This is a genomic window from Streptosporangium jomthongense, from assembly GCF_042650425.1.
GTDB lineage: Bacteria > Actinomycetota > Actinomycetes > Streptosporangiales > Streptosporangiaceae > Streptosporangium.
Window position 1 is genome coordinate 1 of sequence record NZ_JBHSBC010000054.1, and the last position, 18,409, is coordinate 18,409.

The following is an 18,409-nucleotide window of genomic DNA, read 5'->3' on the forward strand; positions in this document are numbered from 1 at the left end:
AAGGAGGCCCATCGGTGGGGCGGCCGCGCGGTGACCGCCATCAACAGGTCGTTGTGGGTATCCGCGACGACGGCGCGGTGATGTAGATCAGCGGACACGTGCCAACCCTTCGATGCGTGGTTATCGCGACGGTATGACAGGTCGGGGTCAGCGGAATTCGTCAGGTTTACCGAAGAGCGGAAGGTTGTTCGTGCGTCCGGACAGGGAGGCGCGGGCCGTACCGCACGGCCGGACCGGGCGCTACGGCCCCGCGCTTCGTATGATCGACGCAGGTCATCGGGCCCGCCGTACGAGCGGCGGGAGCGGTGCGAGGCGGGGGAGGGGCCGGTGGGAGAACGGGGAGTCCGGGAGATGACCGCGGCGGACGCGGTGGCCGTCGGCGAGGTCGCGCGGGCCGCGCTCACACTGGACGCCCGGGAGGCGCCCCTGCTCGTCGCCAGGCTGCTGCGTCCGCCGAGGCAGCGCAGATGGACGGCGCTGGTGACCGAGGACCTCGGCGGGGTGCTGTTCGCCTCGATGTCCGCGACCACCTCCGACGGGCACATCGACCTGCTGGCCGTCGCCCCCGGCGCCAGGAGGCGGGGCAGGGGCAGGGCGCTGGTCGGGGCGGCGGAGGAGTGGCTGCGCGGTCAGGGCGCGACCGAGGCGAGGTTCGCGGGCAACCCGCCCTGCTACGCCTGGCCCGGCGTGGACGTGCGCTACACCCCCGCCGCCTGCCTGGCCGAGCGTCTCGGCTACGAACGGTACGACACCGCCTGGAACATGACCGCCGACCTCACCGGGGACCTGTCCGTCGAGGCCGACCTCGAAAGACTGGCGGCGGCGGGTGTCACCGTGCGCAGGGCCACCCGGCAGGACGCCGGAGCCGTGACCGCCTTCGTCGAAACGCACTGGGGCGGCGACTGGGCCTGGGAGACGGCACAGGCGTCCGGCTGCCACTACGCCTCCCGCGACGGCGAGATCATCGGCTTCGCCGCGTGGGGCACCAGGCCCGCCTGGTTCGGCCCGACGGGCGTCGCGGAGGCCGCCAGAGGACTCGGCGTCGGCCAGGTGCTGCTGCGCCGCTGCCTGGCCGAGCAGCGGGACGCGGGCCTGACCGAGGCGCAGATCTCCTGGGTCGGGCCGCTGCGCTTCTACTCCAGGGCGGTCGGGGCACGCGCGGAACGCGTCTTCTGGCTCTACCGCAGGAAGCTGGGGCGGCCGTGACCGGTGATGCGCCGACCGAGCGGCGAGACCCGCGCTACGACCGGATCGACCGGCTCGGCACCGAGGAGCTCGCCCGGCTGATGAACGCCGCCGACGCGACCGTGCCCGCCGCGGTGGCCGGGGCGATCCCGGCGATCTCCGCGGCGATCGACGCCGTGGTCGCCAGGATGCGCGCGGGAGGCCGTCTGCTCTACGTCGGCGCGGGCACCTCGGGCAGGCTCGCCGTGCTCGACGCCGCCGAGTGCCCGCCGACCTTCGGCACCGACCCCGGACTTGTCCAGGGCGTCATCGCGGGCGGCGAGCCCGCGCTGAGCCGCGCCGTCGAGGGCGCCGAGGACGACGCGGAGGCGGGGACCGGGGCGATCGCGGACCGGCGGGTCGGCGCGCTCGACGCGGTGGTCGGCGTCTCCGCCGGGGGAGGGGCCCCGTTCGTCCTGGCCGCGCTCACCGAGGCGGGCCGCAGGGGCGCCCTGACCGTCGCGCTGACCTGCAACACGGGCACCGCGCTCTCCCGGGCGGCCCGGCACCCGATAGAGGTGGTCGTCGGTCCCGAGGTGGTCGCGGGCTCGACCAGGCTCAGGGCGGGCACCGCGCAGAAGCTGGTCCTCAACATGATCTCCACCATCACGATGGTCAGGCTCGGCCGCACCCACGGCGGCAGCATGGTGGAGATGACGGTGACGAACGCCAAACTCGCCGGCAGGGCGGTGCGGATGGTCGGCGACCTCACCGGCGTGAGCCCGCAGGAGGCCCGCGCCGCGCTGGAGGCGTCCGGATGGCGGGTGAAGACGGCGGTTCTGGTGGCCGAGCGGGGCGTCGGCCCCGGCGAGGCCGACGCCCTGCTGGACCGCCACGGGGGCGACCTCACCGCCGCCCGCGAGGCCTGAGCCCCTGCGTGATCTTCCTCACCGAACATGGGATGATCGGGAAACCGTCGCCCGGCCGTACGCGGGCGCGGGCGGGGTCCGGAGCGGATCCCGCGCGTTCCACGGGGTTGATCGGAGAAGAACATGGGCATCGGCCAGGTCGGCGTGTGGCATCCGCTGTTCGGCAGGGGCGAGGTGGCGGCCGTGCGCCGGACGGCGGCGGCGATCGAGGGGCTGGGCTACGGCGCCCTCTGGTTCGGCGAGGCGCCGGGGACCAGGGACGCGTTCGCCACCTCGGGAATCCTGCTGGCGGCGACGGAGCGGGTGGTGGTCGGCACCGGCATCGCCAACATCTGGGTCCGGGACGCGACCGCCATGGCGGCCGGGGCCGTGGCGTACGGCGAGGCCTACCCGGGCAGGTTCGCCCTGGGCATCGGGGTCAGCCACGCCCCCCTGGTCTCCCAGCGGGGACACGACTACGCCCGCCCGCTGGCCGCGATGAGCGCCTACCTCGACGCGATGGACGCCGTGACGGGTGAGCTGCCCTTCGCCGCCGAGCCGCCCACCCCCCGCCTGCTGGCCGCGCTGCGGCCCAGGATGCTCGAACTCGCCAGGGACAGGGCCGACGGCGCCCACCCCTACTTCGTGCCGCCGGAGCACACCGTGCTCGCCAGGAAGATCCTCGGGGAGGGCCCTCTGCTCGCCCCCGAGCAGGCCGTGGTCCTGGAGACCGACCCCGCCGAGGCCAGGCGGATCGCCCGTGAGCACATGGCGGGCTATCTCAAGCTGCCCAACTACGTCAACAACCTGCTGCACCTCGGTTACGGAGAGGACGACCTGACCGACGGCGGCAGCGACCGCCTGGTCGACGCGATCGTGGCCTGGGGTGACGTGGAGACCGTCGCCGCGCGGGTCAGAGCGCACCTGGACGCCGGAGCCGACCACGTCGCCCTTCAGCCGCTTCCCGTCGACCTGGACGGCGCGGTCGTCCAGCTCGCCGAACTCGCCCCCGCCCTGGGCGTCCGGCCCGCCGGGTAGGGGTCCCATGTGGCTCCGGTGCCACCGTTCCGTGGCTGAATGATCGTATTTCTTGGAAAACATTCGGTTCAGGGCTGTGAGCTGGGAACAAACCGTGTGAGAGGTCACGCGAAGGGAGTTCCCGCGGGTGGAGGACCCTGATGAGGAACGGGCGCTGCGAGCCCTGGGGACGGCGCTCGACGCGAACGCGCCCGTGATCCGGCATCGGCTCAGGCGTTTCCCCGAGGGCACGCCGTTCCTGCGGCTGCGCCTTCCCGGGGCCAGTGACGCCGCGCTCTTCCTCGACGGGCGCCAGTGGATCTACCTGAGCGAACCGGGACGGGGCGCGCCCGTCACCGAGTTCGCCGCGGGCCAGCTCGACGACGACCCCGAGGTCATCGTCGTGCGCCTGATGTCGGTGATGGGGCGTTCGCAGGGCCGTACCTGGCGGCCGGGACGCCTGTTGCGGGCCCTGGCGTTCGGGTTCGGCGCCGCGGCGCTGGTCTGCGTGCTGAGCGGACTGATCATGGCGGTCCTGGTCGGGGGGAGCGGTTATGTCTCCGAGGCCTCGACCAGGGGCGTCTACGTCCTGGCGGTCCTGTTCGGCCTGATCGCCGGGGTGTGGGTCGGCGTCCGCCGCTGGCGGCGCCTCCCCTGACCCCGTCCTCTCCGGCGGCTCAGCCGAGCGTCTCCGAGACCAGTTCCCTGGCCGCCTCCTGGACCAGCGCGAGGTGCTCCGGCCCCTTGAACGACTCGGCGTAGATCTTGTAGACGTCCTCGGTGCCCGAGGGGCGGGCGGCGAACCAGGCGCTGTCCGTCGAGACCTTGACACCGCCGAGGGCGGCCCCGTTGCCGGGCGCCGAGGTGAGGATCCCGGTGATCGGCTCCCCGGCGAGCGTCGTGGCGGTCACCCGGTCGGCGGAGAGCCCGGCGAGCACCGTCTTCTGCTCCCTGGTCGCCGGGGCGTCCACCCTGGCGTAGGCCGGGTCGCCGAAGCGGGACACCAGGCCGGCGTAGTGCTCGCTCGGCGAGCGTCCCGTGGTCGCGATGATCTCCGCGGCCAGCAGCGCCAGGATCAGGCCGTCCTTGTCGGTGGTCCACACCGAGCCGTCGCGGCGCAGGAACGACGCCCCGGCGCTCTCCTCGCCTCCGAAGCCGAGGGAGCCGTCGAGCAGCCCGGGGACGAACCACTTGAACCCGACGGGCACCTCGTACAACCGCCTGCCCAGGTCCGCGGCGACGCGGTCGATCATTCCGCTGCTCACCATGGTCTTGCCGACGCCCGCGCCCGCGGGCCAGTGCGGCCGGTGGGAGTACAGGTAGGAGATCGCCACGGCGAGGTAGTGGTTGGGGTTCATCAGACCGCCGTCCGGGGTGACGACGCCGTGCCGGTCGGCGTCGGCGTCGTTGCCCGTCGAGACGTCGAAGGCGTCCCGGCCCGCGATGAGGGAGGCCATCGCGTACGGCGACGAGCAGTCCATCCGGATCCTGCCGTCCCAGTCCAGCGTCATGAAACGCCAGGTCGGGTCGGTCAGCGGGTTGACCACCGTCAGGTCGAGGCGGTGCCGCTGCGCGATCTCGGCCCAGTAGGCCACGCTCGCCCCGCCCAGCGGGTCGGCGCCGACGCGCACCCCCGCCTCCCTGATCGCGTCGAGGTCGAGCACGGAGGGCAGGTCGTCGACGTAGGCCGCCAGGAAGTCGTGGCGGCCGGTGGTGTCGGCGGCCAGCGCCCTGGCGTAGGGCAGCCGCCTGACCTCCTTCAGCCCGTCGGCGATCAGCGCGTTGGCCCTGTCCTGGATCCACGAGGTGGCGTCGGTGTCCGCGGGGCCGCCGTTGGGCGGGTTGTACTTGAAGCCGCCGTCCGTCGGCGGGTTGTGCGAGGGGGTGACGACCACGCCGTCCGCGGTGCCCGCCGTACCCGACCGGTTGTGGGTGAGGATGGCGTGTGAGACCGCCGGGGTCGGCGTGTAGCCGTCCCGGCTGTCCACCAGGACCCGCACCCCGTTGGCCGCGAAGACCTCAAGCGCCGACACCCGCGCGGGCTCGGAGAGCGCGTGACTGTCCGCACCGAGGAACAACGGGCCGTCGATCCCCCGGGCCGCGCGGTACTCCACGATGGCCTGGCTGGTGGCCAGGATGTGGTCCTCGTTGAAGGCGGCGTTCAGCGACGAGCCGCGGTGGCCCGAGGTGCCGAAGGACACCCGCTGGCCCGCCTCCCCGGGGTCGGGGTGCAGCGCGTAGTAGGCGGTCACCAGGCGGGCCACGTCGACCAGGTCGGACGGCTGGGCCGGCTGCCCCGCGCGATCGTGCGTCATCGTCATCTCCTCATGTCATTTCTGGCAAATGCTTATTTACCCCGACCATGGGAGATGTCGCGTGGCAGGGGCCGTCACCGCAGCCAGGGAGGCGGAGCGGGCAGCGGTCCCGCGGGGCTGACCGTGAGCCCGGCGCCGTCGCTCCTGCCGATCAGCCAGGCGAGCAGCGCCCGGCTCCTGCCGGTCACGAGCGGTCCGGGGCCGAAGTCGTGCCTGATCTCCCCGTCGGTCGCCACGATCCGCATACCGGGAACGTCGCGCCTGGCCGCCAGGTCGGCGACCACCCTGCGGCACTCGTCGGCGGCGAACCAGCCGGGCCAGTCGTCGGGCGTGTAGGCGGTGCCCAGGTCCACGTGATGGATCTCCAGTTCCTGCAGCAGGCTGGAGACCGTCTCGTGCACGGGGCGCCCCGACTCGTCCGGCCAGCGGACCGGGCGGCGCCAGGCGGCCCTGGGATGCTCGCGGATGGCGGTCAGCACCCTGGTGACCGAGGAGCGCAGCCGCTCCATGAGGTCGGCCGCGGGGCCCCTGGCGTCCCGTTCGACCTGTTCGGCCCGGTCGCGCTCTCCGGGGTAGCGCGGGATGGGCAGGCCGGTCCGCGCGGCGACCAGCAGCCTGAAACGGGATTCGGCGCCCGCCGTGAGGTGGGCGACCACGTGTGCCCGGGTCCAGCCCGGCAGTCGTGACGGGGCGCGCAGTTCGGCCTCGGGCAGGCCCGCGGCGTCCTGGAGCAGTCTGTCGGCGCTCTCACGCAGGTACGGCAGGAGCGTGAGCGGCACCCCGTCGGCGATCTCCAGAGTCATGGTTCCCCGCTTGCCGCCGGGTACCTCTGGTGTCACGTCTTCCTCCACATCTCATCGGGGATCAGGCCGATTCCGTCCACCCTCTCTCTCCGGCGTCGTCCGTGACGGCTTTATGCAGCGGTCGTGCACGGAAAAGTCATGATTTACGCCCTGAGCATGGCGGACGGCACCCACCCCGTGACCCCGTGGGCAGGCGTCACCGGCGGTCCTCCCGCGGCCTTCAGACCGGTCAGGCCTGGTCCTCCGCGGGCACGCCGCCCTCGGCGTCGCCCGAACCCTCGGCGAGGCGGGTGCGGAGGCGGTCCCGGATCTCCTCGGGGGTGTAGGCGCGCCGCCGCCGCTCGGCTCTGGCGATCACCACGCCGGTCGCCGCGACGCCCGCCACCCCGGCGAGACCGAGTATCTTCCACCACCGCATATGCCTAGGCTACAGAAATGTCCGGCAAGAGCATCAGCCTCGATGAGGCGGTCGATCTGACCCGTACCGGCGACGTGTGGCTGTTCCGCGGCCGTACCGTCCCCGATAGAGCCATTCAGACCATGACGAACAGCCCGGTCAACCATGTCGGAATGTCCGTCGTCATCGACGACATGCCCCCGTTGATGTGGCACGCGGAACTCGGCCGGTCGCTGCCCGACATGTGGTCAGGGACCAACCAGCGCGGGGTCCAGCTGCACGACCTGCGGGACGCGGTCGGCGTCTGGGCCACCCGGTACGGCCAGCGCGCGTGGCTGCGCCAGCTCGAACCGCAGGCGACCAGGGAGATGGAGGACGCGGCGCTGCGTACGGTCGCCCTTCTGGACGGCACGCCGTTCCCCTCGACGGCCAGGCTCGCGGGCCGCTGGATTCGCGGCAGGGTGCCGAGGATCTTCAAGAGGGGCGCCTCGCAGGACGCGCTGGAGAGCGCCTACTGCGCCGAGGTCGTCGCCGTGACCTACGAGGCCATGGGCCTGCTGCCCGCGGACCGCAGGCCCAACTGGTACGACCCGGGACGTTTCTGGAGCGGGGACGACCTCAGGCTCGCCGAGGGCTTTCGGCTCGGCGGGGAGATCAGGGTGAACACCGGAGTCGTACGGCGGAGATGACCGCATTTAGAGAATGATCTCCGGATTATTCGTGATCTACAGGCTTAAGCGTGCTCTGTAGGGGTGTGTCAGATTTCTGTGACTATTGGAGGTACATGGGAGATATGTAGTCAAGATTCACTCATTGGGGCATTTGTCGCGAAAGGAGGGGGCATTGATCTACGACAGAGCGATGAGGCATCGGGACCCGTCCGGTGGGCCCGGGCGGCCCATCCGTCCAACCAAGGAGATCAACGTGAAGTCCTCTCTTCTCGCAGCCGCTCTCGCCGCGGTGGCCCTGGCGGCCCTCCCGGTGGCCGCCCAGGCGAGCGCCGCCGGTTCCGTCCTCACCTTCACGCCCGCGCCGGAACCGGAACCGTCCGAGATGGTTCCCGTCGAGCCTTCGGGCGCGCCCTCCGAGGGCCCGTCCGAGGGGGCCTCGGAAGGTCCCTCCGAGGGGCCTTCAGAGGGAGCCGCGGCCGTGCCCTTCGGGCCGGGTTGCAGGAAGCTCCCCGAGACCGGTCCGGGCAGCCCGGTCGAGATCGCCAAGGAGAAGGTCGCGACCGCCGTCGAGCAGAGCCCGCTGCTGTCCCAGCTCGCCGAGGCCCTCAAGAAGTCGGAGCTGGTCGAGCAGCTGAACTCCTCCGAGGGAGTCACGGTGTTCGCGCCGACCAACGAGGCGTTCTCCGCGCTGCCGCAGGACGTCAAGGACAAGCTCAAGGCTGACCCCGCCCAGCTCAAGAAGGTCCTCACCTACCACGTCGTCTCCGGCAAGGTGAAGCCCTCGGAACTGCAGAGCGGCTCGCTTGAGACGCTTGAGGGCGGCAAGCTCACCGTGAAGCAGGAGAACGGGGAGTACACGGTCAACGACGCCAAGGTCGTCTGCGGCAACCTGCCCACGGCGAACGCCGTCATCTACCTCATCGACAAGGTGCTCACCCCGCCGCAGTGACCGGCGGCCGTAACGGCTGAGGGGCATCCGCCGCCGGTGCCCCTCACCGGGCTGTCCGGGTCTTTCAGGTGGTGGGTTTGCGGCCGACGCCGCCGACCGCCCACGTCCTGTCCGGTCCCCGTGTGGTGAGCGGATTGTCCGGGCGCCAGTGCCGCAGGTGGACGAGGCCGGGATCGACCAGGTCCAGCCCGTCGAAGAAGCGCAGCACCTGTCCCCGGGTGCGCCTGGTGTCCTCGCTCCTGCCCAGGACCCGCTGGTAGACGGCGACGATCGGCCCCGCGACCTCGGGACGGGTGTCGAAGACCACGTGGGCGAGGACGAGGTGGCTTCCCGGGGCGAGCGAGTCGCGCAGCAGCGCCACGCTCTTGAAGGGGTCGTCCTCGTCCGGGGTGAACTGCAGCGTGTGCGGGATCAGTGCGGCCACGGGGCGGCCCGGATCGATCAGGCACCGCAGGTCGGGATCGGCGAGCACCTCCTCCGGCCTGAGCGCGTCCCCCATGACGACGGCGGTCCTGGGGTCGGTCGCCAGCAGCGCCCTGGCGTGGGAGAGCACGACCGGGTCGTCGGCGACGTAGACCACGCGGGCGCCGGGCAACCGGGACTGGGCGACCTCGTGGACGTTGCGTCGCGTGGGAAGCCCGGCGCCCAGCACGAGGAACTGGTCCACGCCCTGCCCGGTGAGGTAGCCGACCGCGCGGGCGATGAAGGCCTGCCGCTCCCTGGCCATCGTCCTGATCTCCGGGGCCACGGCCAGTACCTGTTCCGCGGCCCTGCGGTCGGCGGCGAAGTTGTCCTTGCCGCCGAGGAAGTAGTCGTTCATCCGCGCGACGTTCGGCACGCTCGTGTCCAGAGCCGCCGGGAACCGCCTGACCGAGTCGCTCATGCGTCACCTCCCCGGTTGCCTGTGAGACTAAGGAATCAGGCCGTCCATTGGTAGACGCCTACTCCCTGGCAATGGGGAAAAGTGATAACTATTCAGTATTTATCGCATGGCATTCGTGATTTGACGCACTTAAAGGGTGTTTTCGGATATGCCACACCGACGTCCCGGTCCGCCGGGGCCGATGTCAGTGGCAGGGCTCCAGGCGCCGTCCCTCTCCCGAAGGGAGGGCGAAGGCGGCCCACACGGCCTTGCCGCGGCTGGCCAGCGGGGCCCAGCCCCAGGTCTGGCTGATCCCCTGGATCACCTGAAGCCCCCGCCCGCTCTCGGCCTCGTAGTCGGGCTCGCGCAGGCTCGGGCCCTGGTCGCTGGGGTCGGTGACCGCGCACAGCACCGTGTTCTCCGTGCAGCAGAGGATCACCCGGACCTCCTGCACCCGGTGGGTGCCGACCACCCCGCGGACGCCGTGCCGTACGGCGTTGGTGACCAGTTCGGAGACGACCACGCCGGTGTCGTCGATGAGCGGGTCGAGCTGCCAGGCGCGCAGGGCGGTCGAGGTGAACTCCCTGGCGGTCCTGGCCGCGTAGGGGTCGTGAAGAAGGCTGCGGGCGGCCATCTGGAGATGGGCCGACTGACCTTCGCCCTCCGTCCACGGCGGCAGGCCGCTCGGCGGGAGCACGTGATCAAGCATTGACAACCACCGTTCCCACCCACCGATCTCTGTCCGGATGGATGTGGCTTGATGTCTTTGGCGAGCAGTCATCTGCGACCTTGGGGAGGCGTGGCGATCGCGTTGCGAGGGCAATCCGTCTAGTCATCTTGCACGGCGTGATGTGCATAGGCAAGTACAGATGCACGTGCATCTGCACAAAGAAGTATGATCGTACGAGAGTTTCCCTCCCTGGACAGGTGAGAGGCGAGGATGAGTCAGTTGCACAACGGCATGTCGGCGGCCCTGCTGGACGGAGTCGTCTGGCGCAAGAGCCGGTTCAGCAATCCCAGCGGCAACTGTGTTGAGCTGGCCGTACTTCCAGGCGGCGGGGTGGCGATCCGCAACTCGCGCGATCCCCTCGGGCCCGCCCTGATCTACACCTCCCGGGAACTCGGCGCCTTCGTCCGGGGGATCAAGGGAGGCGACTTCGACGACCTGATCGCCGCGGCCGACTGAAAGAACAAAATTCTGGGTGGCCGGGAGGGCTTGACGGGGGTACCGTGAAGGCTCGCGATCGCCACAAAGAGTGGGCGGGGGCTCGCGTTCCGTGCTTGAAGGACTACCAGATGATCACACCTCACGCAGAGGGCGAGCCGGTCCCTCCGACCTCGATGGCCGTGCCGCGAGGCAGCTCGACGGTGCTCAGGATCGTGCTCGGTGCCCAGCTCCGCCGCCTGCGCGAGGAGCGCCACATCACCCTGGAGGCGGCCGGGCGGACCATCCGCGCCTCGCACTCCAAGGTCAGCCGCATGGAGCTGGGCAGGGTCAGCTTCCGCGTGAGGGACGTCGCCGACCTGCTCACCCTGTACGGCGTGACCGCCCCCGACGAGCGCCAGGCGCTGCTCGGCCTGGTCGAGCGGGCCAACGTGGCCGGGTGGTGGCACAACTACAACGACGTCCTGCCCTCCTGGTTCGAGACGTACGTCGGCCTTGAGGAGTCGGCCTCCGTCATCCGTAACTACGAGGTCCAGTTCGTGCCCGGACTGCTGCAGACCGAGGACTACGCCAGGGCGGTCGTCCTGCTCGGCTACCCCAGCGCCTCGGAGGACGAGGTCGAGCGGCGCGTACGGCTGCGCATGGCGCGCCAGCGCATCCTGCACGCCCAGGATCCGCCCCGCCTGTGGGCCGTGGTCGACGAGGCGGTGCTGCGCCGTCCCCTCGGCGGCCCCGAGGTGATGCGCGGCCAGATCGACCACATCCTGAACTCGCTCGAACTGCCCAACGTTACCGTCCAGATCGTGCCGTTCAGCGTGGGCGGTCACGCCGCGGCGGGCGGGCCCTTCAGCATCCTGCGCTTCTCCCAGCCCGACCTGCCCGACGTGGTCTACATGGAGCAGCTCACCAGCGCGGTCTACCTGGAGAAGCGCGACGACGTCGACAGCTATCTGGAGGTCATGGAGCGCCTGTGCATCGAGGCCGAACCGGTCGGGCGCACCAGGCAGCTGCTCCTCGAACTCCGCGAAGGGTTGTAACACACGGCGCGGGGTCGCAACCGCGCGCGCCCCGCCGTACGAACATGGTCGAGTGAAGTGCCTTGTCACCGGTGCGACCGGATACGTCGGCGGGCGGCTCGTGCCCGAACTGCTGGAGGCGGGTCACGAGGTGCGCTGCATGGCGCGCTCGGCGGCCCGGCTGCGTGACCACCCGTGGGCGGGCCGGGTCGAGACGGTCCAGGCCGACGCCACGGACGAGGAGAGCACGGCCAGGGCCCTCGACGGCGTCGAGGTCGCCTACTACCTCATCCACGCCATGGGCGGAGGCAGGGACTTCGCCGCCTCCGACCGCCGCGCCGCCACGGTCTTCGCCTCCGCCGCCGCGCGGGCCGGGGTGCGCCGCGTCGTCTACCTCGGCGGGCTGACCCCCGAGAGCGGGCCGGCTCCCGAGGACGGGCCGGCCTCCGGGCGCGAGCCGGCGCCCGAGCAGGGGCTGTCGCCCCACATGAGCTCCCGCGCCGAGGTCGGGCGCATCCTCCTCGACGCCCCGGTGCCCGCCGTGGTGCTGCGGGCGGCGGTCGTCATCGGCTCCGGCTCGGTGTCGTTCGAGATGCTGCGCTACCTCACCGAGCGGCTGCCGGTGATGACGACGCCGAGCTGGGTGCGGACCAGGACGCAGCCCATCGCGATCCGTGACGTCCTGCGCTACCTCGTGGGATGGGCGTCGGTCGAGGAGGAGGTGAACCGCTCCTTCGACATCGGTGGCCCGGACGTGCTCACCTACGCCGACATGATGCGCGTCTACGCCCGCGTCGCCGGGCTGCCCCGCCGCGTCATCATCCCGGTGCCGCTGCTCAGCCCCGGCCTGTCGAGCCACTGGGTGGGGCTGGTCACCCCCGTCCCCGCGGGCATCGCCAGGCCCCTGGTCGAGTCGCTGCGCAACGAGACCGTCTGCCGCGAGCACGACATCGCCCGTCACATCCCCGACCCACCCGAAGGGCTCGTCGGCTTCGGTGACTCCGTCGCGCTCGCCCTGCGGCGGATCAGGGAGGCGAAGGTCACCACCCGCTGGTCCTCGGCCTCGACGCCGGGCGCGCCGAGCGACCCGCTGCCGACCGACCCCGACTGGGCGGGCGGCAGCCTCTACACCGACCGGCGGGCCCGCCGTGTCCGGGCGTCGCCGGAGGCCCTCTGGGCGGTGATCGAGTCGGTCGGCGGGGAGAGCGGCTGGTACTCCCTGCCGGTCGCCTGGCGCGCCCGCGGTTTCCTCGACCGTCTCGTCGGCGGGGTCGGGCTGCGCCGGGGCCGCCGCGACCCACGGCACCTGCGCGTCGGCGACGCGGTCGACTTCTGGCGGGTCGAGGAGGTCGAGCCGGGACGGCTGCTGCGGCTGCGGGCGGAGATGCGCCTGCCCGGCCTGGCCTGGCTCGAACTCGGCGTCGGCCGCGCCGGGGAGGAGACCGTGTACCTGCAGCGGGCGATCTTCCACCCCCACGGGCTGGCCGGTCACCTCTACTGGCACGCCCTGTCGCCCTTCCACGGCCTGATCTTCGGCAGGATGCCGCGCAACGTCGCCGCCGCGGCGCGACGCAAGGCGTGCGAGTGGCGAAGAAGTCCGGTGGGAACCGGGTCGGGAAACGATTCCAGCGGGCACAACCGGCAGGACATCGTTTCCAGCTGAACCACAGGAGGGGCCCCGACCATGGCCAAGATCCTGCTCGTCACCGGCGACGCCGCGGAGGACCTGGAGGTCTTCTATCCCTACCAGCGTCTGCAGGAGGAGGGCTACGAGGTGACGATCGCCGCCCCGGGCGTCAAGCGGCTGCAGTTCGTCGTGCACGACTTCGTCGAGGGCTTCGACACCTACACCGAGAAGCCGGGCCACACCTGGACGGCCGACGCGGCCTTCGCCGACGTCGACCCGCAGGAGTACGCCGCCCTGGTGGTGCCCGGCGGCAGGGCGCCCGAGTACATCCGCTCCGACGCCGACCTCCAGCGGATCGTCAGGCACTTCGACGAGGCGGGCAAGCCGATCGCGGCGCTCTGCCACGGCCCGCTCGTGCTGGCCGCGGCCGGGGTCCTGCGGGGACGGTCGAGCAGCGCCTACCCCGCCTGCGCGACCGACGTCGAGGTAGCGGGAGGCACCTGGGTCGACAGCGCCGCGCACATCGACGGCAACCTGGTCACCGGGCGCGCCTGGCCGGACCACCCGGCCTGGATGCGGGAGTTCGTGAAGATCCTCAGGGTCGAGGCGCCGATCTGACCGTCGCACGGGACCGCCCCCGTGCGACCGCCGTACGGGGGCAGGTTCTCTTTCCGCTTCCTTCGCGGGAAAAACCTCAAGAGATATCCCTTCATGGGTTCTTCCGGGGATGTTGAGAAATATGTCAGGCATCCCGAATTATCTTTGCGAAATCTCCGATTGTCGTTTTCTCCCGCCCAGGTAGCCCCGCCGTACGGTCATTAGGACAGGGATGACGTCCGGCGCGAGGGGGGAGAACCGGTCGTGGACCAGACGCCTTTGGCCCGTGCCCAGGACGCGTTCGCGCGCCGGGTCGATCCTGCACTCGCGCTGGCGGAGGACGCGGGCCGGGTGGCCGGGGCCTGCCACGCCATGGCGGAACGCTTCCACGGCGGAGGCAGGCTCGTCGTCTTCGGCAGCGGGGAGGCCGCGACCGACGCCCAGCACATCGCCGTCGAGTTCGTCCACCCGGTGATCGTGGGCAAACGCGCCCTGCCTGCCTTCTCCCTGACGAACGACGTGGCGACCATCACCGGCATCACCGCGGTCGCGGGGGCCGAGGAGGTCTTCGCCCACCAGCTCCGCCACCTGGCCGTCCCCGGCGACATGGCACTCGGCGTGTCCGCGACCGGGAACTGCGCCGACGTGCTCAGGGCGCTGGAGACCGCCAGGGCCCTCGGCCTGCTCACGCTGGCGCTGGTCGGCGGGGACGGCGGGGCGATCCGGGAGAGCGGTGCGGCCGACCACGTGCTCGCCGCCCGCTCCCACGACCCCCGGGTGGTCAAGGAGACGCACGTCACGATGTACCACGTCCTGTGGGAGCTGGTGCACGTGTTCCTCGAACAGCCCGGCGTGCTCGCCCCGAGGGTGGTCGCGTGACCGGCCGGGAGCGGGCGGGCGGCACGGCGGGCGGCGCTGCCGGGGGCCGGACCCCGCCTGAGCCGTGCCACGAGGAGGTGTGCCTGACCTGCTCCGACGAGGCGGTGCCGGCCAGGGTGGTACGGCTGCTCGACGCGGGCCTGGCCGTGGCGGAGGCCGGGCGGGGCGCCGGGCGGGAAACGGTGGAGATCAGCGTCGCCCTGGTCGACGCCCAGGTCGGCGACGTCGTGCTCGTGCACGCCAGGGAGGCCATCGCCGTACTCAGGGGAGTGGACACATGAGCGCGCCGGACACCTCGGTCGAGTCGCTGTACCCGTTCCTCTACGCGGGCCCGACGGATCTGGAGGCCGTGCTGGCGGCGGTGCGCCGCTCGACGGAGGAGAAGGCCGGTGAGATCGTCGCCCTGCGCCGGGAGGTGCTCGACCGCGACGGCGCCGGGATCGCCGCCTGCGCCGAGGCCCTGGCCGAGGCCTTCGCCGGCGGCGCGAGACTGTTCGCCTTCGGCAACGGAGGCAGCGCGACCGACGCGCAGGACGTGGCCGCCCTGTTCCTCAGCCCCGGATTCCTGCCGGACGGCGGGGCCACGAAACCGCTGCCCGCCTTCGCCCTCACCGGGGACGTCGCGGTGGTGACGGCGCTGTCGAACGACGTCGGCTTCGAGGTCGTGTTCGCCCGCCAACTCGCCGCCTCGGGACGCGCCGGGGACATCGCGTTCGGGCTCTCGACGAGCGGCAACTCACGCAACCTCGTCGCCGCCTTCGAGGAGGCGGACCGGCGGGGGATGACCACGGTGGGACTGGCGGGCTACGACGGCGGTCAGATGGCCGAGCTCGGCACCGTCGACCACCTGTTCGTGGTGCCGTCGAGCTCGGTGCACCGCATCCAGGAGGCCCAGACGACCATCTACCACGTGCTGTGGGAGCTCACCCAGCACGCGCTCTCCCGGCACGGGACTCCGGCCGGGAGCGGCCCAGGCTGACAAGCACTCGTCCGACGGCGGGCAGGAGCCCGCGAAGGTGGTGAGGCGCATGACCACGCAGAGCGGGTCGAAGGCGACCAACGCGGAGACAACACAAGAGCCGGTCGTTCACATTCTGTGGATCAACGCGGGCCTGAGCTGCGACGGCGACTCGGTCTCGCTGACCGCGGCGACCCAGCCGAGCATCGAGGAGATCGTGCTCGGCGCGCTGCCCGGCCTGCCGAAGGTCGCGGTGCACTGGCCGCTGATCGACTTCGAGTCCGGCCCCGTGCAGGGGGCGGACGTGTTCATCGACTGGTTCTTCAAGGCCGAACGGGGCGAACTCGACCCGTTCGTGCTGGTGGTCGAGGGCTCCATCCCCAACGAGGGGATCAAGCAGGAGGGTTACTGGTGCGGTTTCGGCAACGACCCGGAGACCGGGCAGCCGATGACGACGAGCCAGTGGCTCGACCGGCTGGCCCCGAAGGCCACCGCGGTGCTGGCCGCCGGCACGTGCGCCACCTACGGCGGAGTCCACGCCATGGAGGGCAACCCGACCGGCGCCATGGGGGTCGCCGACTACCTGGGCTGGGACTGGCGCTCCAAGGCGGGGCTGCCGATCGTGAACGTGCCGGGCTGCCCGGTCCAGCCGGACAATCTGTCCGAGACGATCGTGTACCTGCTCTACCAGGTCGCGGGCCAGGCCCCGATGATCCCGCTGGACGAGGCCCTGCGGCCGACCTGGTTGTTCGGGGCCACCGTGCACGAGGGATGCGACCGGGCGGGCTACTACGAACAGGGGCAGTTCGCGACCGAGTACGGCTCGCCACGATGCCTGGTGAAGATCGGGTGCTGGGGGCCGGTCGTCAAGTGCAACGTGCCCAAGCGCGGCTGGCTGAACGGGGTCGGCGGCTGCCCGAACGTGGGCGGCATCTGCATCGCCTGCACGATGCCGGGCTTCCCCGACAAGTTCATGCCGTTCATGGACGAGCCGCCGGGGGCGCTCATCTCCTCGACGGCCAGTGCCGCCTACGGCGGGGTGATCCGCAGGCTGCGCGCCATCACCCTCAAGACGGCGGACAAGGAACCGAAGTGGCGCAGGCGGGGGCACGAGCTGCTGACCGGCTACCGGGCGCCCTGGTGAACGGCACCGGGGTGACCGGCCCGCGATGTCCGGCAGGACACGGGCGTAACGAACACGGCGAGGGCAGGCCCGCGCGCACGCGGGCGGGACGGGGCTGACATGACGACGACACCGCACCAGGGTGGCGCGAAACCCGGGAAATCCGGGGCGGGACCGGGTCCGGGGGACAGCGAACTGGTGGAGATGGCCTGGGACCCGATCACCAGGATCGTGGGCAGCCTGGGCATCTACGCCAAGGTCGACTTCAAGCAACGCCGGGTCGCCGAGTGCTACAGCACCTCGTCGATCTTCCGCGGCTACAGCATCTTCATGAAGGGCAAGGACCCCAGGGACGCGCACTTCATCACCAGCAGGATCTGCGGGATCTGCGGCGACAACCACGCCACCTGCTCGGTCTACGCGCAGAACATGGCCTACGGCATCCGCCCGCCCGCGCTGGGGGAGTGGATCGTCAACCTCGGCGAGGCCGCCGAGTACATGTTCGACCACAACATCTACCAGGAGAACCTGGTGGGGGTCGACTACTGCGAGAAGATGATCGCCGAGACCAACCCCGGCGTGCTGGCGACGGCCGAACGCACCGAGGCCCCGCACGCGGGCGAGCACGGCTACGCCACGATCGCCGACATCATGCGCTCGCTCAACCCGCTCGAAGGGGAGTTCTACCGCGAGGCGCTGCAGATGAGCAGGCTGACCAGGGAGATGTTCTGCCTGATGGAGGGCAGGCACGTACACCCCTCGACGCTGTACCCCGGCGGGGTCGGCACGGTGGCGACCGTGCAGCTGTTCACCGACTACCTGTCGCGGCTCATGCGGTACGTGGAGTTCATGAAGAAGGTCGTGCCGATGCACGACGACCTGTTCGACTTCTTCTACACGGCGCTGCCCGGCTACGAGGAGGTCGGCAGGCGCCGGGTCCTGCTGGGCTGCTGGGGCAGCTTCCAGGACCCCGGGTACTGCGACTACGACTACCGCACCATGAGCGACTGGGGGCGGCGGGCCTTCGTCACCCCGGGCGTCGTGGTCGACGGCAAACTGCTGACCACCGACCTGGTGGACATCAACCTGGGCATCAGGATCCTGCTGGGCAGCTCCTTCTACGACGACTGGGAGGGGCAGGAGAAGTTCGTCACCCACGACCCGCTGGGCAACCCGGTCGACGCCCGCCATCCGTGGAACCAGCACACCATCCCGCACCCGCAGAAACGGGACTTCGCCGACAAGTACAGCTGGGTGATGTCGCCGCGCTGGCACGACGGGGAGAACCTGCTGGCCCTGGACACCGGCGGCGGTCCCATCGCCAGGCTGTGGGCCACGGCGCTCGCCGGGCTCGTCGACATCGGCTACGTCAAGGCCACCGGGCGCAGTGTGCAGATCAACCTGCCCAAGAGCGCGACGAAGCCGGAGAGGAGCTTCGAGTGGAGGATCCCCGAGCACAACGGGCAGCCGCTGTCGAACGCCCTTGAACGCAACCGGGCGCGCACCTACTTCCAGGCCTACGCCGCGGCCTGCGCGCTGTACTTCGTCGAGCAGGGGCTGGCGGAGGTGCGGGCGGGCCGCAGCGACACCTGGACGCCGTTCACGGTGCCCGAGGAGGCGGTCAGCTGCGGCTTCACCGAGGCGGTCCGCGGGGTGCTCTCGCACCACATGGTGATCCGCGACGGGAAGATCGCCAACTACCACCCGTATCCGCCGACGCCGTGGAACGCCAGCGTGCGCGACAGCCACGGCACGCCGGGGCCGTACGAGGACGCCGTGCAGAACACGCCGATCTTCGAGGAGAACCCGCCCGAGCGCTTCAAGGGCATCGACATCATGAGGGCGGTGCGCAGCTTCGACCCCTGCCTGCCGTGCGGGGTCCACATGTACCTCGGCGGCGGTGGCGAGTTGCGCAGGCTGCACACCCCGCACGCGTTCGGCGCCTGAGACGGGGGCGG

At 71.1% G+C, this 18,409-nt stretch carries 20 protein-coding genes; 15 read left to right on the top strand and 5 right to left on the bottom strand.

Features of this window, described 5'->3' with window-relative positions; genetic code table 11:
• Positions 1–351: 351 nt before the first annotated feature.
• The 4 genes from ACFOYY_RS39945 (at position 352) to ACFOYY_RS39960 (ending at position 3,747) form a co-directional block, all read left to right on the top strand.
• Positions 352–1,206, top strand: coding sequence for a GNAT family N-acetyltransferase (locus ACFOYY_RS39945; RefSeq protein ID WP_386196547.1), 855 nt, complete (start codon positions 352–354; stop codon positions 1,204–1,206).
• Positions 1,203–2,093, top strand: a complete 891-nt coding sequence (gene murQ, locus ACFOYY_RS39950; RefSeq protein ID WP_352016523.1) for an N-acetylmuramic acid 6-phosphate etherase — start codon at positions 1,203–1,205, stop codon at positions 2,091–2,093. The genes ACFOYY_RS39945 and murQ overlap by 4 nt, the downstream gene beginning before the upstream one ends.
• 123 nt (positions 2,094–2,216) lie before the next feature.
• Positions 2,217–3,110: an LLM class F420-dependent oxidoreductase gene (locus ACFOYY_RS39955; protein ID WP_386196550.1), complete on the top strand. Its 894-nt coding sequence runs from the start codon at positions 2,217–2,219 to the stop codon at positions 3,108–3,110.
• Positions 3,111–3,237: 127 nt separating this feature from the next.
• On the top strand, positions 3,238–3,747 hold the full coding sequence (locus ACFOYY_RS39960) for a hypothetical protein (protein ID WP_386196552.1): 510 nt from the start codon (positions 3,238–3,240) through the stop codon (positions 3,745–3,747).
• 19 nt (positions 3,748–3,766) lie between these two features.
• Here the strand turns inward: ACFOYY_RS39960 and pgm are convergent, their stop codons facing one another.
• The 3 genes from pgm to ACFOYY_RS39975 form a co-directional block, all read right to left on the bottom strand.
• A complete protein-coding gene (gene pgm / locus ACFOYY_RS39965; RefSeq protein WP_352016520.1) occupies positions 3,767–5,404 on the bottom strand; it encodes a phosphoglucomutase (alpha-D-glucose-1,6-bisphosphate-dependent) in 1,638 nt (545 codons plus the stop codon).
• A gap of 74 nt (positions 5,405–5,478) precedes the next feature.
• A complete protein-coding gene (locus ACFOYY_RS39970) occupies positions 5,479–6,243 on the bottom strand; it encodes a maleylpyruvate isomerase family mycothiol-dependent enzyme (protein WP_352016519.1) in 765 nt (254 codons plus the stop codon).
• A 193-nt stretch (positions 6,244–6,436) separates the two neighbouring features.
• Positions 6,437–6,625 carry a hypothetical protein gene (locus tag ACFOYY_RS39975; protein WP_352016518.1) on the bottom strand — a complete coding sequence of 63 codons (189 nt, stop codon included), beginning with the start codon at positions 6,623–6,625 and terminating at the stop codon, positions 6,437–6,439.
• Between the two features lie 17 nt (positions 6,626–6,642).
• Here ACFOYY_RS39975 and ACFOYY_RS39980 point away from each other — a divergent pair, with 17 nt between their 5' ends.
• Complete coding sequence (locus ACFOYY_RS39980) at positions 6,643–7,293, top strand: hypothetical protein (protein ID WP_386196555.1); 651 nt, start codon at positions 6,643–6,645, stop codon at positions 7,291–7,293.
• A gap of 235 nt (positions 7,294–7,528) precedes the next feature.
• Positions 7,529–8,224, top strand: a complete 696-nt coding sequence (locus tag ACFOYY_RS39985) for a fasciclin domain-containing protein (protein ID WP_386196557.1) — start codon at positions 7,529–7,531, stop codon at positions 8,222–8,224.
• A gap of 64 nt (positions 8,225–8,288) precedes the next feature.
• On the opposite strand, the gene ACFOYY_RS39990 is transcribed toward ACFOYY_RS39985, so the two are convergent.
• Positions 8,289–9,107, bottom strand: coding sequence for an SAM-dependent methyltransferase (locus ACFOYY_RS39990; protein WP_386196559.1), 819 nt, complete (start codon positions 9,105–9,107; stop codon positions 8,289–8,291).
• Positions 9,108–9,291: 184 nt separating this feature from the next.
• Positions 9,292–9,795: an ATP-binding protein gene (locus tag ACFOYY_RS39995; RefSeq protein ID WP_352016514.1), complete on the bottom strand. Its 504-nt coding sequence runs from the start codon at positions 9,793–9,795 to the stop codon at positions 9,292–9,294.
• Between the two features lie 231 nt (positions 9,796–10,026).
• Between ACFOYY_RS39995 and ACFOYY_RS40000 the strand changes: the two genes are divergently transcribed.
• The 9 genes from ACFOYY_RS40000 (at position 10,027) to ACFOYY_RS40040 (ending at position 18,398) form a co-directional block, all read left to right on the top strand.
• Positions 10,027–10,272 (top strand): DUF397 domain-containing protein, encoded by a 246-nt coding sequence (locus ACFOYY_RS40000; RefSeq protein WP_352016513.1) that lies wholly within the window; start codon positions 10,027–10,029, stop codon positions 10,270–10,272.
• A 110-nt stretch (positions 10,273–10,382) separates the two neighbouring features.
• Positions 10,383–11,288: a helix-turn-helix domain-containing protein gene (locus ACFOYY_RS40005; RefSeq protein ID WP_352016512.1), complete on the top strand. Its 906-nt coding sequence runs from the start codon at positions 10,383–10,385 to the stop codon at positions 11,286–11,288.
• A gap of 52 nt (positions 11,289–11,340) precedes the next feature.
• A complete protein-coding gene (locus ACFOYY_RS40010) occupies positions 11,341–12,930 on the top strand; it encodes an SDR family oxidoreductase (protein ID WP_386196564.1) in 1,590 nt (529 codons plus the stop codon).
• Positions 12,931–12,951: 21 nt separating this feature from the next.
• Positions 12,952–13,512 carry a DJ-1/PfpI family protein gene (locus tag ACFOYY_RS40015; RefSeq protein WP_362784731.1) on the top strand — a complete coding sequence of 187 codons (561 nt, stop codon included), beginning with the start codon at positions 12,952–12,954 and terminating at the stop codon, positions 13,510–13,512.
• 243 nt (positions 13,513–13,755) lie between these two features.
• The gene (locus tag ACFOYY_RS40020) at positions 13,756–14,370 is read left to right on the top strand and encodes a D-sedoheptulose-7-phosphate isomerase (protein WP_386196567.1); all 615 of its coding nucleotides are present in this window, start codon (positions 13,756–13,758) and stop codon (positions 14,368–14,370) included.
• Positions 14,367–14,651, top strand: a complete 285-nt coding sequence (locus ACFOYY_RS40025; protein ID WP_362784727.1) for a HypC/HybG/HupF family hydrogenase formation chaperone — start codon at positions 14,367–14,369, stop codon at positions 14,649–14,651. The genes ACFOYY_RS40020 and ACFOYY_RS40025 overlap by 4 nt, the downstream gene beginning before the upstream one ends.
• Positions 14,648–15,349, top strand: coding sequence for a D-sedoheptulose-7-phosphate isomerase (locus ACFOYY_RS40030; RefSeq protein WP_362911810.1), 702 nt, complete (start codon positions 14,648–14,650; stop codon positions 15,347–15,349). Before ACFOYY_RS40025 ends, ACFOYY_RS40030 begins: the two co-directional genes overlap by 4 nt.
• A 49-nt stretch (positions 15,350–15,398) precedes the next feature.
• Positions 15,399–16,472, top strand: coding sequence for an NADH-quinone oxidoreductase subunit B family protein (locus ACFOYY_RS40035; protein WP_362911811.1), 1,074 nt, complete (start codon positions 15,399–15,401; stop codon positions 16,470–16,472).
• A 99-nt stretch (positions 16,473–16,571) separates the two neighbouring features.
• Positions 16,572–18,398: a nickel-dependent hydrogenase large subunit gene (locus tag ACFOYY_RS40040; RefSeq protein WP_386196570.1), complete on the top strand. Its 1,827-nt coding sequence runs from the start codon at positions 16,572–16,574 to the stop codon at positions 18,396–18,398.
• The last annotated feature ends 11 nt before the right edge of the window (positions 18,399–18,409 follow it).

Excerpts from the sequence above, each read along its gene's own strand:
- ACFOYY_RS40005 (WP_352016512.1), top strand. The coding sequence starts at position 10,383 with ATGATCACACCTCACGCAGAGGGCGAGCCGGTCCCTCCGACCTCGATG.
- ACFOYY_RS39945 (WP_386196547.1), top strand. The coding sequence starts at position 352 with ATGACCGCGGCGGACGCGGTGGCCGTCGGCGAGGTCGCGCGGGCCGCG.
- pgm (WP_352016520.1), bottom strand. The coding sequence starts at position 5,404 with ATGACGCACGATCGCGCGGGGCAGCCGGCCCAGCCGTCCGACCTGGTC.
- ACFOYY_RS40015 (WP_362784731.1), top strand. The coding sequence starts at position 12,952 with ATGGCCAAGATCCTGCTCGTCACCGGCGACGCCGCGGAGGACCTGGAG.
- ACFOYY_RS40000 (WP_352016513.1), top strand. The coding sequence starts at position 10,027 with ATGAGTCAGTTGCACAACGGCATGTCGGCGGCCCTGCTGGACGGAGTC.
- ACFOYY_RS40030 (WP_362911810.1), top strand. The coding sequence starts at position 14,648 with ATGAGCGCGCCGGACACCTCGGTCGAGTCGCTGTACCCGTTCCTCTAC.
- ACFOYY_RS39975 (WP_352016518.1), bottom strand. The coding sequence starts at position 6,625 with ATGCGGTGGTGGAAGATACTCGGTCTCGCCGGGGTGGCGGGCGTCGCG.
- ACFOYY_RS39980 (WP_386196555.1), top strand. The coding sequence starts at position 6,643 with ATGTCCGGCAAGAGCATCAGCCTCGATGAGGCGGTCGATCTGACCCGT.
- ACFOYY_RS40040 (WP_386196570.1), top strand. The coding sequence starts at position 16,572 with ATGACGACGACACCGCACCAGGGTGGCGCGAAACCCGGGAAATCCGGG.
- ACFOYY_RS40035 (WP_362911811.1), top strand. The coding sequence starts at position 15,399 with ATGACCACGCAGAGCGGGTCGAAGGCGACCAACGCGGAGACAACACAA.
- ACFOYY_RS39955 (WP_386196550.1), top strand. The coding sequence starts at position 2,217 with ATGGGCATCGGCCAGGTCGGCGTGTGGCATCCGCTGTTCGGCAGGGGC.
- ACFOYY_RS39995 (WP_352016514.1), bottom strand. The coding sequence starts at position 9,795 with ATGCTTGATCACGTGCTCCCGCCGAGCGGCCTGCCGCCGTGGACGGAG.
- ACFOYY_RS39990 (WP_386196559.1), bottom strand. The coding sequence starts at position 9,107 with ATGAGCGACTCGGTCAGGCGGTTCCCGGCGGCTCTGGACACGAGCGTG.